The sequence below is a fragment of the Christiangramia sabulilitoris genome (assembly GCF_007050985.1).
Lineage (GTDB): Bacteria > Bacteroidota > Bacteroidia > Flavobacteriales > Flavobacteriaceae > Christiangramia > Christiangramia sabulilitoris.
This window is the reverse complement of the sequence record NZ_VHSF01000003.1, coordinates 146448-159192: the sequence shown is the minus strand read 5'-3', so window position 1 is coordinate 159192 and position 12745 is coordinate 146448. Positions and strand designations below refer to the sequence as shown.

The window sequence follows — 12745 nt, the reverse complement described above, 5'->3', positions numbered from 1 at the left end:
GATGAGGCTTTTTTTTATGCATGAAATTTTGTGAAAAAGATAATAGAGGGTGAGAAGCCTGTCCTGAGCAAGGTCGAAGGGAACCCGGTCTCCCGCTCTAAAAGCTTCATCGAAAAGATGAGGCTTTTTTTATGTATGAAATTTTGTGAAAAAGATAATCCAGGGTGAGAAGCCTGTCCTGTGCAAGGTCGAAGGGAACCCGGTCTCCCGCTCTAAAAGCTTCGTCGAAAAGATGAGGCTTTTTTTTATGCATGAAATTTTGTGAAAAAGATAATAGAGGGTGAGAAGCCTGTCCTGAGCAGGGTCGAAGGGAACCCGGTCTCCCGCTCTAAAAGCTTCATCGAAAAGATGAGGCTTTTTTTTTATGTATGAAATTTTGTGAAAAAGATAATCCAGGGTGAGAAGCCTGTCCTGAGCAAGGTCGAAGGGAACCCGGTCTCCCGCTCTAAAAGCTTCATCGAAAAGATGAGGCTTTTTTTTATGCATGAAATTTTGTGAAAAAGATAATCCAGGGTGAGAAGCCTGTCCTGAGCAGAGTCGAAGGGAACCCTGTCTCCCGCTCTAAAAGCTTCATCGAAAGATGAGTCTGTTTGTAGTTCTTAAATTGTTCAACAGTCCAGATAGGAGTTGATAATGGGTAAATATACACCGGGAAGTGAGATGTCTGAACATAAAAAAGCCGGAAGAAGATATCTTCCGGCTTTTCAAGTAGGGTCTAACAGTTATAATTAACCGTTCATAGAGATTAAAAACTCTTCGTTATTTCGGGTGTTTCTAATTTTATCGTTGATAAATTCCATGGCTTCCACGGGATTCATGTCTGCAAGATATTTTCTTAGAACCCACATACGCTGTATTGTATTCTCGTCCAGTAAAAGATCATCTCTACGAGTACTTGAAGAAACAAGGTCTATGGCAGGGAAGATTCTTCTATTGGAAATTCTTCTGTCTAACTGAAGCTCCATGTTACCTGTACCTTTAAATTCTTCAAAGATAACTTCATCCATCTTGGAACCGGTCTCTGTAAGTGCCGTAGCAATGATAGATAATGAACCGCCATTTTCAATATTACGGGCCGCACCAAAGAATCTCTTAGGTTTATGCAGAGCATTGGCGTCCACACCACCACTTAATACCTTACCGCTGGCAGGTTGTACTGTGTTGTATGCCCTGGCCAGCCTGGTGATAGAATCAAGCAGGATCACTACATCGTGACCACACTCTACCAAACGCTTGGCTTTTTCCAGAACAATATTTGCTACTCTAACATGTTCGTGAGCTTCTTTATCGAAAGTTGAAGCAACAACTTCTCCTTTCACATTACGCTGCATATCGGTAACTTCCTCTGGTCTTTCATCGATCAAAAGTACGATCTGGTAAACTTCAGGATGGTTTGCAGCGATTGCATTGGCGATGTCTTTCAACAACATGGTCTTACCTGTCTTAGGCTGCGAAACGATCATTCCACGCTGACCTTTTCCTATAGGAGCAAAAAGATCCATTACCCTTGTAGAGATCGAACTCTGCTTTTCGGCAAGGTTGAATTTATCTTTAGGAAATAAAGGAGTAAGGTGTTCAAAAGAAACACGGTCTCTTACCACTTGTGGGTCGAGTCCGTTAATTTTATTGATCTTGATTAGCGGGAAATATTTCTCTCCTTCTTTAGGAGGTCGTATTTGTCCCTGTACTGTATCTCCGGTTTTCAAACCGAATAGTCTTATCTGAGACTGGGAAACGTAGATGTCATCTGGAGACGTAAGATAATTATAGTCAGATGATCTTAAGAAACCATAGTTGTCCTGCATAATATCAAGAACTCCTTCGCTTTCTATGATCGCGTCGAATTCGTAATCAGGCTCACGATAGCGGTTTCTGTTATCGCGGTTTCCATTATTTTTTTTGTTATCGCTACGATTGTCATTACGGTTATCATTACGATTATCGTTTCTATTATCGTTGCGCTTATCATTCCTGTTGTCGCTGCGACTGTCGTTCCTGTTATCGCTGCGATTTTCGTTCCTGTTATCGTTGCGATTGTCATTCCTGTTATCATTTCGGCTTCCGCGGTTGTCTTTGCCACCAGACTGATTTCTGTCTCTATTGCTGCTTTTTGCCGGCTGGTTTTTTCTGGTGTCGTCCTTTTGAGTATTTGAAGAATCGCCAGAAGTTGGTTTGGAATGTGCAGGTTTAGAAGCTTCTTTAGACCTTGATGGTCTTTTTTCACTATCTGGTTTTGCTGTTTTCTTTGGGGTAGGTTTAGCCTGTTCCTGGTTATCGTCGGTAAGCACTTCCTTTACTTTATTGGGATTTGATGCCTGGTAGTCCAGAATCTGATATACCAAATCCAGTTTTTTTAATGTCTTGTACTTAGGAACGTTGAGGGTCTCAGCGATTTCCTTAAGTTCAGGAAGCTTTTTAGCTTTTAATTCTGAAATTTCAAACATGAATGCGTTAAAATAATTTTCGTTTGGATTGATTTTAAAAACTTCTCGAAGAAGAACAAAAAGTTTGGAGACTTAAGTAACCAACATTGAATGGGTTACGAAATGTTATTGCAATAATACAACTTTATTTTAAACTTTGAGGAGGGAATTTTAAAAAGAATCTTTTATTTTTGTGCCGCAACTGCAAGAATTATGCTTCAAAGAATACAAACTATTTACCTGCTATTAGCAGCTATAACAAGTGCGGGACTCATTTTCGTTTTTGATTTATGGAAGAATTCGGCAGGCGAAGAGGTATATGCTCAGGATCAATTAATCGCCTTTGGAATGTTTCTGGCATCTGCGGCAATTTCTTTAGTGAGTATCTTTATGTTTAAGAATAGAAAACTCCAGTTTGTGCTGGGTCGTTTGAATATAATATTAAATCTTTTTTTACTAGGAGTGTTTGTTTATTGGTCTCTAACTTTACCTGGAGAAATGGATATTTCAGAGAAGGGTATTGGGATGTTTCTTCCTATTATTTCTATCGTTTTTATTGTTTTGGCTAATAAAGCCATCAAAAAGGACGAAGATCTCGTAAAATCTGTTGACCGATTACGATAAGCCTATCATCTTAGTAGTATTAGTGCGTGAAAAACCCGAAGTGAAAGCTTCGGGTTTTTTAATGGCATTTGTTCTTTGTTTGCTATATTTTTATTCCAGTTCGATTACTTCCAGATCACTGATGTTCTTGCCTTCAATTTTGAATCTCAGCATGGTCCTTTTCTTGTGAAATCCCTGTTTCCCTGCAGCTCCGGGATTCATGTGTAAAAGGTTCAGATTTTTATCATTCATAACTTTAAGGATATGGGAATGCCCCGAAATAAAGATCTTGGGAGGATTTTTTTTGATTTCTTCCTTTACTGCCGGAGAATATCTCCCGGGATAGCCACCAATATGGGTGATCCAAACATCCACTTCTTCACACATAAACCTATTGTTCAGCGGGAATTCTTTTCTGATCGTGGCATTGTCAATATTGCCATAAACGGCTTTTAAAGGATTGACTTTCATAAGTTGATCGGTCACTGCGAGACTGCCTATATCTCCAGCATGCCATATTTCATCTGCATTTTCTGCATAATGTAAAATGCGGTTATCCATATGTCCATGAGTGTCACTGAGCAATAAAATTTTCTTCAAATCTAATTTTTCTTTAAAATTCGTTTAACAGAGGATGATTCTGCAAAGGCTTTTTCCTCGGTATAATTGCATTATCTTTGCATTTCGCTAATATAAAAAGAAAGCGGAGCTTGAGGTATTTTATAAAACTTTCATATTTTGGAAAGGCCTATCATGGTTGGCAAAATCAACCTGATTCAATAAGTGTACAGGAAGTTCTTGAGGAAAAGCTCAGCTTGGTGCTTCGGTCAAAGACAGACGTAGTGGGAGCAGGAAGGACAGACGCCGGGGTACATGCCACGCAAATGTTCGCTCATTTTAATCATGATCTGGAAATTGACGTTGCAGAGTTAAAGTATAAGCTCAATTCAATGCTTCCGAAGGATATCGCGATAGCGGAAATTTTCGAGGTTGTAGAAGATGCTCATGCCAGGTTTGATGCGGTTTCACGTAGTTATGAATATCACATCGTTAAAGAGAAGAACGCATTTTTAAAGGATCATGCCTGGTACTTAAAGCCTGCTCTTGATCTGGAAAAAATGAATGAAGCGGCGGCGATACTGCAAGAGTATACCAATTTCAAATGTTTTTCCAAGACAAGGACAGATGTGAGAACCTATAATTGCAGGATAGATCATGCTGAATGGAAAATGAAGGACGATAAATTGATATTTCATATTACTGCCGACAGATTTTTGAGGAATATGGTGAGAGCTGTGGTTGGTACGCTTGTGGAAATAGGACAGGGCAAATACCCGGTTTCTCATATGCACCAGGTCATCAAGAGTGAAGACAGGGGTAAAGCAGGAACCTCGGTACCTGCACATGGATTATACTTAACAAGGATTGAATATCCAGACAATATTAGAATAAGATAAATGGCGACAAAAACGGGGAATGCATTTGATATGGATCTGTTTAAGCGATTGCTTAGATATACCAACCCTTATAAGCGAATTTTTTATTTCGTAGGGGTTGCTGCAATTCTGGTTTCACTATTCGCGGTATTAAGGCCTATTCTACTACAGGAAACTATCGATGAGGCTTTGATCAAAACAGATTTTGACAGTCTCGTTTATTATGTAAGCCTAATGCTGGGTGTACTGGTTTTTGAGGTCATATTTCAGTTCTGTTTTATTTACTATGCAAACTGGCTGGGGTTAGGAGTCGTAAGGGATATCAGGGTGAAGTTATTCGGGCATATGCTTGGCTTCAAAATGAAATATTATGATAAATCTGCTGTTGGCAGACTGGTCACCCGGGCCGTAAGCGATATTGAGACCATATCGAGTATTTTTAGCCAGGGATTGTTCATGATCATAAGTGATCTCCTTAAAATGCTGGTGGTGCTGGGTGTAATGTTCTATAAAAGCTGGGAATTGACCTTACTGGTCTTAACAGTACTTCCTTTTATACTATACGCGACTAGGGTCTTTCAAAAGAAAATGAAACTGGCGTTTGAAGAGGTGAGAACACAGGTAGCCAATCTTAATACCTTCGTGCAGGAAAGAATTACCGGCATGAAGATCGTTCAATTATTTACCCGGGAAAAAACAGAATACGCCAATTTTAAAGAGATAAATGATAAACATCGAAAGGCATGGGTGAAAACGGTGTGGTACAACTCTATTTTCTTTCCTATTGCAGAAATGTCCACGTCCATAACCATAGGTCTCATTGTGTGGTTTGGTGGTCTTCGCGTGGTAGCTGGTGATGATATGTCTTTAGGTATTATTGTAGCTTTTATTGAGCTTTCACAAATGCTTTTCAGACCTCTAAGGCAGATCGCAGACAAATTCAATACCCTGCAAATGGGAATGGTGGCTGCAAACCGCGTTTTTGGGATTCTCGATACTAACTCCAGTATAGAAGACACCGGGACGATCGAAATCGACAATTTAAAAGGCGAGATCGAGTTTAAAGATGTACGCTTTAGTTATATTGAAGAAGAGGAAGTACTAAAAGGTGTTTCATTTAAAGTTCAGGAAGGAGAGACAATCGCGATCGTAGGTGCAACGGGTGCCGGAAAATCCACGATCATTAATCTCCTTAACCGTTTCTACGAAATTGACAGTGGTAGTATTTTAGTTGATGGAACCGATGTTAAAGATATCAGCCTGAAATCGCTAAGAGCTCAAATCGCGGTGGTACTGCAGAATGTCTTTCTTTTTGCTGATACCATCATGAACAATATTAACCTCGATAACCCTGAAATTACAGACGAGGATGTGATCGAGGCGGCAAAGCAAATAGGAATTCATGAATTCATAAGTTCTCTTCCAAATGGCTATTACTATAATGTGAAAGAACGCGGGGCGATGCTATCTTCCGGCCAGCGGCAATTAATATCTTTTTTAAGGGCTTATGTGAGTAACCCAAGTATACTGGTGCTTGATGAAGCAACTTCCTCGGTAGACTCCTATAGCGAGCAATTAATACAGGATGCCACAGATAAGATCACAGAAAACAGAACGTCTATTGTGATCGCCCACAGGCTTGCTACCATTAAAAAAGCAGATAAGATCATTGTTATGGATCAGGGGGAGATCGTGGAGATTGGAAATCACCGGGAATTGCTCCAAAAAACTGATGGTTACTACAAAAAGCTTTATGAAGTCCAATTCAAGGCTGAAGAAGCTATTTAGTTCCAAGTGAAACTTTATGCCCGGATAAGTTTAATTAAGGTCTTCTTTTAACTTCTCTTTTAATTCCTGCAGGGTTTCGAACATTACGAATTGTCCATCACGTACATAGGAAGTTTGACCTGTTTCTTCACTCACAATTAAAGCCAGTGCATCTGTTTTTTCAGTAATTCCCACAGCGGCCCGGTGTCTTAATCCAAATCTTAAAGGAATAGAGCGGTCATTTGAAACCGGTAGAATCACTCTGGTGGCTGTGATCTTATTTTCCTCGATAATCATCGCGCCATCATGCAAAGGGCTGTTTTTAAAAAAGATAGATTCAATTATGGGTTGGTTTAGCTCTATCTTCATTTTATCACCTGTATTTTTTACAAAATCCAGCTTATTACTTTTTTCTATCACCATCAGCGCCCCTGTATAACTCTTACCCATGGCCTCACAGGCATCTATAATCGCATCTACATTCGTTTTGGAATCCATATCATCCCGGCTAAACTTCAGACTCCGGAAAAATCTGCCTTTCTGTGTAAAATTGGTAGAACCAATCATTAAAAGGAATTTCCTGATCTCCTGCTGAAAAACCACTATGAGCGCAAATACTCCTACACCTATAAATTCGCCAAGTACACTGCTTAGCAACTCCATTTGCAGCAATTGAGTGAGCAGCCAAACCAGGTAGATCACGACGATCCCTATGAAAATATTAACGGCCGCGGTACCGCGAACAAGTTTGTATATATAGTAGAGTAGCAGGGCTACAAAAACAATATCGAGGATATCGAGAATTCGAAGATCTATGATGTCCAAATTGCGGGGGTTTTATGTAAAAATAGAAAAACTAAAATTAGTTTATCAATTCAGCGGTTAATTTGATAGTTTGCATGGCTTCCTTAACATCGTGTACCCTCAAAATGCCGGCCCCTTTCAGTATTGCCGCAGTATTTAGAACACTTGTGCCGTTAAGGGCTTCATTTGCAGAAATGTCCAGTTTTTTCCAGATCATGCTTTTCCTGGAAACTCCAACCAGGACAGGAAGTTCGAGGCTTTGAAATAGTTCAAGTTTAGATAACAGCTCAAAATTCTGAGCTGTATTTTTTGCGAAACCAAATCCCGGATCCACTATAAGATCATTGATTCCCAGGTCTCTCGCCGCCCTGATCCTCTCAGAAAAATAAAAGAGAATATCGGCGGTTAGATCATCATACTGGTTCAGTTCTTTCATGGTTTGCGGGGTACCTTTCATATGCATCATAATATAAGGAATCTGATATTCTGCAATTAAAGGAAGCATTTCCCTGTCCAGTTTACCTGCAGAAATATCATTAATAATCGCTGCACCGGCTTCCAAAGTTTCTCTGGCTACCTCTGCCCTGAAAGTATCAATTGATAAAATCGCCTGCGGAAATTCTTTCAGGATCAATTCAATGGCTGGCAGTATCCGCTTTAATTCTTCGGCCACAGGAATATCAACTGCTCCCGGCCTGGAACTATAAGCGCCAAGATCCAGGAAGGTAGCTCCCTCATTCAGCATTTTTTCAGCATTGGAAAGAATATCCCTGTCTGAACTGGCACGACTTCCGCTATAAAATGAGTCTGGAGTAATATTAATGATGCCCATAACTTTAGGCATAGAGAGATCGATAAGATTTCCTTTACAGTTGATGAACATTATATTCTAGGTTTTCCGAAAGCCCGGAAATTAACTTTGACTATCTGAAATATTTGCCCGAAATTTACGCAAATTACATCTACTTCATGCAGGATACATCAAAACAATACGACGCGGTAATTGAAGCTTGTCGTAGTTTGTTTCTTAATAAAATGAAAGATTATGGCTGTGCCTGGAGAATTCTCAGGTTGCCTTCACTTACAGACCAGATATTTATAAAAGCTCAGCGCATACGTCAACTTCAGGAGAGCGAGGTGCGTAAAGTAGAGGAGGATGAGCAATCAGAATTTATCGGGATTATCAATTACTCTGTAATGGCCCTTATTCAGCTGGAAAAAGGCATTGCAGACCAGCCAGATCTGGACCCGGAAGATGCCATAAAATTGTATGACGAAAAGATTTTTGAGACCAAAGAGTTAATGCTGAACAAGAATCACGATTACGGGGAGGCCTGGCGTGATATGCGTATTAGTTCGCTTACAGATCTTATCATTCAGAAATTATTACGTGTAAAACAGATCGAGGATAATAAAGGGAAAACGCTGGTGAGTGAAGGTATAGATGCCAATTACCAGGATATGATCAATTATTCGGTATTTGCAATGATACATTTCAATGAAGCCGCAGAAAAATCTGGATCAAAATAAACATTTATGAAAGCAATTGTAAGCATCGCCAGGATCCTGGTGGGAGTTCTTTTTATTTTTTCAGGATTTATCAAACTGAACGATCCGGTTGGCTTTTCTTATAAATTGCAGGAATACTTTAGTGAACCGGTACTGGATATACCATTCCTTATTCCTTTCGCGCTGTTGATCGCTATTTTCATCGTGATCTTTGAATTGGTACTCGGGATCATGCTGCTAATAGGCTATGCTCCAAAATTTACCAGCTGGAGTATGCTGGTGATGATCATTTTCTTCACTTTTCTTACTTTCTACTCGGCCTATTATAATAAGGTAACAGATTGCGGATGTTTTGGAGATGCTATTCCACTTACGCCCTGGGAATCATTTTATAAGGATGTGATTCTTCTGGTGCTTATACTCATCATATTCTTTAACCAGAAAGTTATCAATCCTATTTTTCCCAGGACCTATCATAAATGGGTTGTTTTTGCTTCGTTTATGGCAAGTTTCGCTTTTTGCTATTATGTACTGATGCATCTTCCTTTATTCGATTTCAGGCCTTATAAAATAGGGAATAACATTCCGGAAAAAATGCGGCTTCCTGATGGAGCAGATAAAGCTGAGGTGACCTATCGCTGGAAATTTAAGGTAAATGGTGAGGAAAAGGTAATTGAGAATAAAGGGGCTTACCCGCAAATTGAGGGAGAATTCATTGGAGTTGAAACCTCTCAGTCTGGTGAAAATGCGATCCCGCCCATTCATGATTTTGTTATAGAAGGGGAAGAGGGCGATATTACCGAAGATATACTGAATGCCGAGAAGGTATTGCTTATAGTAACCTATAATCTAAGATCTACTGAAAAAGACGGTTATCCAGCAGTAAAAACCTTAAGTGAAGAGGCAGAACAAAAAGGGTACAGGGTGATAGCGCTTACGGCCTCTGGAGAAGATTTGCAAAACGAAATTAAAGATCGGTTGAACTTGAACTTCAATTTTTATCAGACTGATGAAACTGCATTAAAAACCATTATCCGTTCTAATCCGGGATTTCTCGTTTTGAGAAAGGGTACTATAACCCAGAAAAAGCATTGGTTCGACGCTTCAAATATCGAATTGTAATAAAATCTACACATTCTTTAAATTATTTCTAAAATATCAAGGTTTGGCATCGGTTTAAGAGTAGGTCCAACCTTCATTACTTATATTTGTAATTGAGGTGAAACTGCATTTTTACCTTAAAACTGAACGAAAAAACATATCATCATGAGAGAAAATATAGTTGCCGGAAACTGGAAAATGAATAATGATCTCGCCGAAACGCAGGAGCTTTTAGGTCAGCTTAAACTACAAATGGTTAAAGAGCCGGAAGCAACCGTAATGGTGGCACCATCATTCACTAATCTTTACCCAACTTTCCAGGCCTTAAAAGGTACTCCGGTAATTGTTGCTGCTCAAAATATGCATGAAAGTAAAAATGGCGCTTACACCGGTGAAGTTTCGGCAGATATGCTTAAAAGTGTGGGGGTGAGTACCGTCATCCTGGGGCACAGCGAACGCCGTGCCTATTTTAATGAAACCGGGGAGTTGTTGTCAAAAAAAGTAAAAACAGCGATAGAAAATGATATGAAGGTCATTTTTTGTTTTGGAGAAGAACTGGAGGACAGGAAAAATGACCGGCATTTTGACCTGGTCGAAAAACAGTTAAAAGAAGGACTTTTTGATCTGCCACAGAGTTCGTGGAAAAATATTATCCTCGCTTATGAGCCGGTCTGGGCTATAGGAACCGGGGAGACAGCCAGCCCTGAACAAGCTCAGGAAATGCATAAACATATTAGAACCCTGCTACATAAAAACGTAGGAAAAGAAGTGGCAGAAAATACTTCGATTCTTTACGGGGGAAGTGTAAAGCCTGCGAATGCAAAAGAGATTTTTGCAAAGGAGGATGTGGATGGCGGATTGATTGGCGGTGCCAGTCTTAATGCGGTAGACTTTATAGCGATCGTAAATTCATTTTAAATGGCAGGAAATTATCTGGAATTTCATTTTACCATAGAACCCGTACAACCGGCTTCTGAAATTCTCATTGCCGAATTGGGGTACCTGGGTTTTGAAAGTTTTGTTGAAAATAACGATGGTATCACGGCATATATACCTGAAGAGGAATATGAGGAGGATATCCTTGCCGGGGTTCATATTCTGCAATCTGAAGATTTTAAGATCACCTATGATCAAAAAGAGATCGAGCGTGTAAACTGGAATGAAGAATGGGAAAAGAATTTCACCCCGATCATTGTAGATGATATATGCAGTGTAAGGGCGCCATTTCATGAAAAACCCGACACCAGATACGACATAGTCATCGAACCCAAAATGTCTTTTGGGACCGGGCATCATGCTACTACCCATATGATGATCCAGCATATTTTAAAGAATGACTGGGATGGCAAATCTGTCCTTGATATGGGGTCTGGAACGGGGGTTCTGGCGATACTTGCGGCCATGAAGGGAGCAAATACTATAGATGCAATAGATATAGATAATTGGTGTTACCTAAATACCCTGGAGAATATTGCCCGGAATGATTGTGAACATATCAATGTTGAAGAAGGAGGAGCAGAATTACTTAATGGACGGGAATATGATGTGATCCTGGCGAATATTAACCTTAACATTCTGCTTAGGGATCTGCCAATTTATAACGAATGTCTTAAAAAGGATGGTAGTATCTATTTTAGCGGATTTTATGAAAAAGATCTGCCTACCCTTACTAAAGCCTGTAAGAAATATGATTTAAAATATGTAGAAAATTTTGAACGTGAAGATTGGGTGGCAGCAAAGTTTTCACGCTGAGGTTTTTAGCATAATTTGTATCTTTGGCAATTGTTGAAAGAGAAATTTTTGAAGATGAGCACGAAAGAAGAATTACTGGAAAAGGTTGAAATAAAGACCAAAAAGAAAAAACAAAATGAGATCATATTGTATAATGATGATTACAATACATTTGATCATGTTATAGAAACCCTGATCTACGCTTGTGACCATACCCCGGAACAGGCAGAACAATGTTCTATTCTGGTGCATTATAAAGGAAAATGTACAGTTAAGACAGGACCTTTTGAAGATTTAAAACCGCGTTGCTCGATGTTGCTCGATGCAGGATTAAGCGCTGAAATCTTATAATTATCTTAAAATTTTCAGAAAATTCTTACTATTAACATATTTAATTATCGATAATCGGTACGGTTTTATAGATTAGCGGCATTAGTGCCCTAAAACTATAACCTACTTATGAAGAAAATTAAACTATTCAGCCTATTACTGGCTATTAGCATTTTATCCTCCTGTGAAAAGGAACAGGTGTCTGAGCAAGCTACGATGGAAGTCGTTGAGCAAACACCAGAAATTTCTAAAGAGATCAGAAAAAAAGTTGCTGATCTAAATTTCAATTCTAAACATGTTGAGAAGAATAACATGTTATTGCCCGATGGAAGTTTTACCCAGAACTATCTTATTGAAGGTGATATTGTAATGAGTGAAGACCAGATGCATACTATGTCTTCTGCATCGGTTACAGATAAGCAATACCGAACCTATAACCTGGTGAGTACACCACGAACAGTAAATGTTATTGGTTACACCGGTGGATCTCAGGCGTTGACTACTAAGCAGAGAACTGCATTACGGTGGTCTGTAGACAATTATAACGCCTTGAACCTGGGTATTACCTTTACTTTGACCTTCGGAACAAATTATTCTCCTTACGACATCGTGGTTTATCAGAACCCTAACGGTCAGGCTGGGGGTGTTGCCGGATTCCCAAGCAACGGAAATCCATACAAATACGTTCAGATCTATTCAGGAATGGAAGCTTACAGCACTAATACCAATGAGCATGTAATTACTCATGAAATTGGACATGCGGTAGGATTGCGTCATACAGACTGGTTTAGCCGTCAAAGCTGTGGACAGTCTGGGGAGAGTGCAGATCCAGATGGAGCAGTGCATATTCCAGGAACACCAACCGGCTACGATTCTACATCAGTAATGCTGGCATGTTTTGGTGCTGACGAAGATGGAGAATTTGGACCTAATGATGTAACCGCTTTAAATTATTTGTACTAAATCAACCAAATGAGGGCATTAGAATAAAAGGCGGCTGGTCCGCCTTTTTTTTATTCATTTTTTTGAGAAAATGGTTTT

Annotated in this window: 14 protein-coding genes; 9 read left to right on the top strand and 5 right to left on the bottom strand. The window is 39.6% G+C overall.

Translation table 11 applies throughout. The annotated features are described in order from the left end of the window. Positions 1–129 precede the first annotated feature (129 nt). Both FGM01_RS10955 and rho read right to left on the bottom strand, forming a co-directional pair. Positions 130–486, bottom strand: coding sequence for a hypothetical protein (locus FGM01_RS10955; protein ID WP_143411216.1), 357 nt, complete (start codon positions 484–486; stop codon positions 130–132). A 242-nt stretch (positions 487–728) separates the two neighbouring features. After that, positions 729–2444: a transcription termination factor Rho gene (rho, locus tag FGM01_RS10950; protein ID WP_143411215.1), complete on the bottom strand. Its 1716-nt coding sequence runs from the start codon at positions 2442–2444 to the stop codon at positions 729–731. A gap of 192 nt (positions 2445–2636) precedes the next feature. Here rho and FGM01_RS10945 point away from each other — a divergent pair, with 192 nt between their 5' ends. After that, complete coding sequence (locus FGM01_RS10945) at positions 2637–3047, top strand: DUF4293 domain-containing protein (protein ID WP_143411214.1); 411 nt, start codon at positions 2637–2639, stop codon at positions 3045–3047. A gap of 90 nt (positions 3048–3137) precedes the next feature. Here the strand turns inward: FGM01_RS10945 and FGM01_RS10940 are convergent, their stop codons facing one another. Then, the gene (locus FGM01_RS10940; RefSeq protein ID WP_143411213.1) at positions 3138–3626 is read right to left on the bottom strand and encodes a metallophosphoesterase family protein; all 489 of its coding nucleotides are present in this window, start codon (positions 3624–3626) and stop codon (positions 3138–3140) included. A 110-nt stretch (positions 3627–3736) separates the two neighbouring features. Between FGM01_RS10940 and truA the strand changes: the two genes are divergently transcribed. Both truA and FGM01_RS10930 read left to right on the top strand, forming a co-directional pair. Continuing rightward, positions 3737–4483 carry a tRNA pseudouridine(38-40) synthase TruA gene (truA, locus tag FGM01_RS10935; RefSeq protein ID WP_143411212.1) on the top strand — a complete coding sequence of 249 codons (747 nt, stop codon included), beginning with the start codon at positions 3737–3739 and terminating at the stop codon, positions 4481–4483. Continuing rightward, positions 4484–6250 carry an ABC transporter ATP-binding protein gene (locus FGM01_RS10930; protein ID WP_143411211.1) on the top strand — a complete coding sequence of 589 codons (1767 nt, stop codon included), beginning with the start codon at positions 4484–4486 and terminating at the stop codon, positions 6248–6250. 30 nt (positions 6251–6280) lie between these two features. On the opposite strand, the gene cdaA is transcribed toward FGM01_RS10930, so the two are convergent. Beyond that, positions 6281–7054, bottom strand: coding sequence for a diadenylate cyclase CdaA (cdaA, locus tag FGM01_RS10925; protein WP_143411210.1), 774 nt, complete (start codon positions 7052–7054; stop codon positions 6281–6283). A gap of 37 nt (positions 7055–7091) precedes the next feature. Beyond that, entirely contained in the window at positions 7092–7916 is an 825-nt protein-coding gene (gene folP / locus FGM01_RS10920) for a dihydropteroate synthase (protein ID WP_143411209.1), read from the bottom strand. A gap of 86 nt (positions 7917–8002) precedes the next feature. Here folP and FGM01_RS10915 point away from each other — a divergent pair, with 86 nt between their 5' ends. The 6 genes from FGM01_RS10915 to FGM01_RS10890 all read left to right on the top strand — a co-directional run bounded on the left by FGM01_RS10915 (position 8003) and on the right by FGM01_RS10890 (position 12667). Further along, a complete protein-coding gene (locus FGM01_RS10915) occupies positions 8003–8563 on the top strand; it encodes a DUF1599 domain-containing protein (RefSeq protein ID WP_143411208.1) in 561 nt (186 codons plus the stop codon). 6 nt (positions 8564–8569) lie between these two features. Then, positions 8570–9664, top strand: a complete 1095-nt coding sequence (locus tag FGM01_RS10910; protein WP_143411207.1) for a BT_3928 family protein — start codon at positions 8570–8572, stop codon at positions 9662–9664. 144 nt (positions 9665–9808) lie between these two features. Further along, entirely contained in the window at positions 9809–10561 is a 753-nt protein-coding gene (gene tpiA, locus FGM01_RS10905) for a triose-phosphate isomerase (protein ID WP_143411206.1), read from the top strand. After that, the gene (gene prmA / locus FGM01_RS10900; protein ID WP_143411205.1) at positions 10562–11395 is read left to right on the top strand and encodes a 50S ribosomal protein L11 methyltransferase; all 834 of its coding nucleotides are present in this window, start codon (positions 10562–10564) and stop codon (positions 11393–11395) included. A 54-nt stretch (positions 11396–11449) separates the two neighbouring features. Beyond that, positions 11450–11725, top strand: coding sequence for an ATP-dependent Clp protease adaptor ClpS (locus tag FGM01_RS10895; protein WP_143411204.1), 276 nt, complete (start codon positions 11450–11452; stop codon positions 11723–11725). 108 nt (positions 11726–11833) lie between these two features. Next, complete coding sequence (locus FGM01_RS10890; RefSeq protein WP_143411203.1) at positions 11834–12667, top strand: M57 family metalloprotease; 834 nt, start codon at positions 11834–11836, stop codon at positions 12665–12667. Positions 12668–12745: the final 78 nt, after the last annotated feature.

Excerpts from the sequence above, each read along its gene's own strand:
- folP (WP_143411209.1), bottom strand. The coding sequence starts at position 7,916 with ATGTTCATCAACTGTAAAGGAAATCTTATCGATCTCTCTATGCCTAAA.
- FGM01_RS10890 (WP_143411203.1), top strand. The coding sequence starts at position 11,834 with ATGAAGAAAATTAAACTATTCAGCCTATTACTGGCTATTAGCATTTTA.
- FGM01_RS10895 (WP_143411204.1), top strand. The coding sequence starts at position 11,450 with ATGAGCACGAAAGAAGAATTACTGGAAAAGGTTGAAATAAAGACCAAA.
- FGM01_RS10945 (WP_143411214.1), top strand. The coding sequence starts at position 2,637 with ATGCTTCAAAGAATACAAACTATTTACCTGCTATTAGCAGCTATAACA.
- prmA (WP_143411205.1), top strand. The coding sequence starts at position 10,562 with ATGGCAGGAAATTATCTGGAATTTCATTTTACCATAGAACCCGTACAA.
- FGM01_RS10930 (WP_143411211.1), top strand. The coding sequence starts at position 4,484 with ATGGCGACAAAAACGGGGAATGCATTTGATATGGATCTGTTTAAGCGA.
- FGM01_RS10955 (WP_143411216.1), bottom strand. The coding sequence starts at position 486 with ATGCATAAAAAAAAGCCTCATCTTTTCGATGAAGCTTTTAGAGCGGGA.
- tpiA (WP_143411206.1), top strand. The coding sequence starts at position 9,809 with ATGAGAGAAAATATAGTTGCCGGAAACTGGAAAATGAATAATGATCTC.
- rho (WP_143411215.1), bottom strand. The coding sequence starts at position 2,444 with ATGTTTGAAATTTCAGAATTAAAAGCTAAAAAGCTTCCTGAACTTAAG.
- FGM01_RS10915 (WP_143411208.1), top strand. The coding sequence starts at position 8,003 with ATGCAGGATACATCAAAACAATACGACGCGGTAATTGAAGCTTGTCGT.
- FGM01_RS10910 (WP_143411207.1), top strand. The coding sequence starts at position 8,570 with ATGAAAGCAATTGTAAGCATCGCCAGGATCCTGGTGGGAGTTCTTTTT.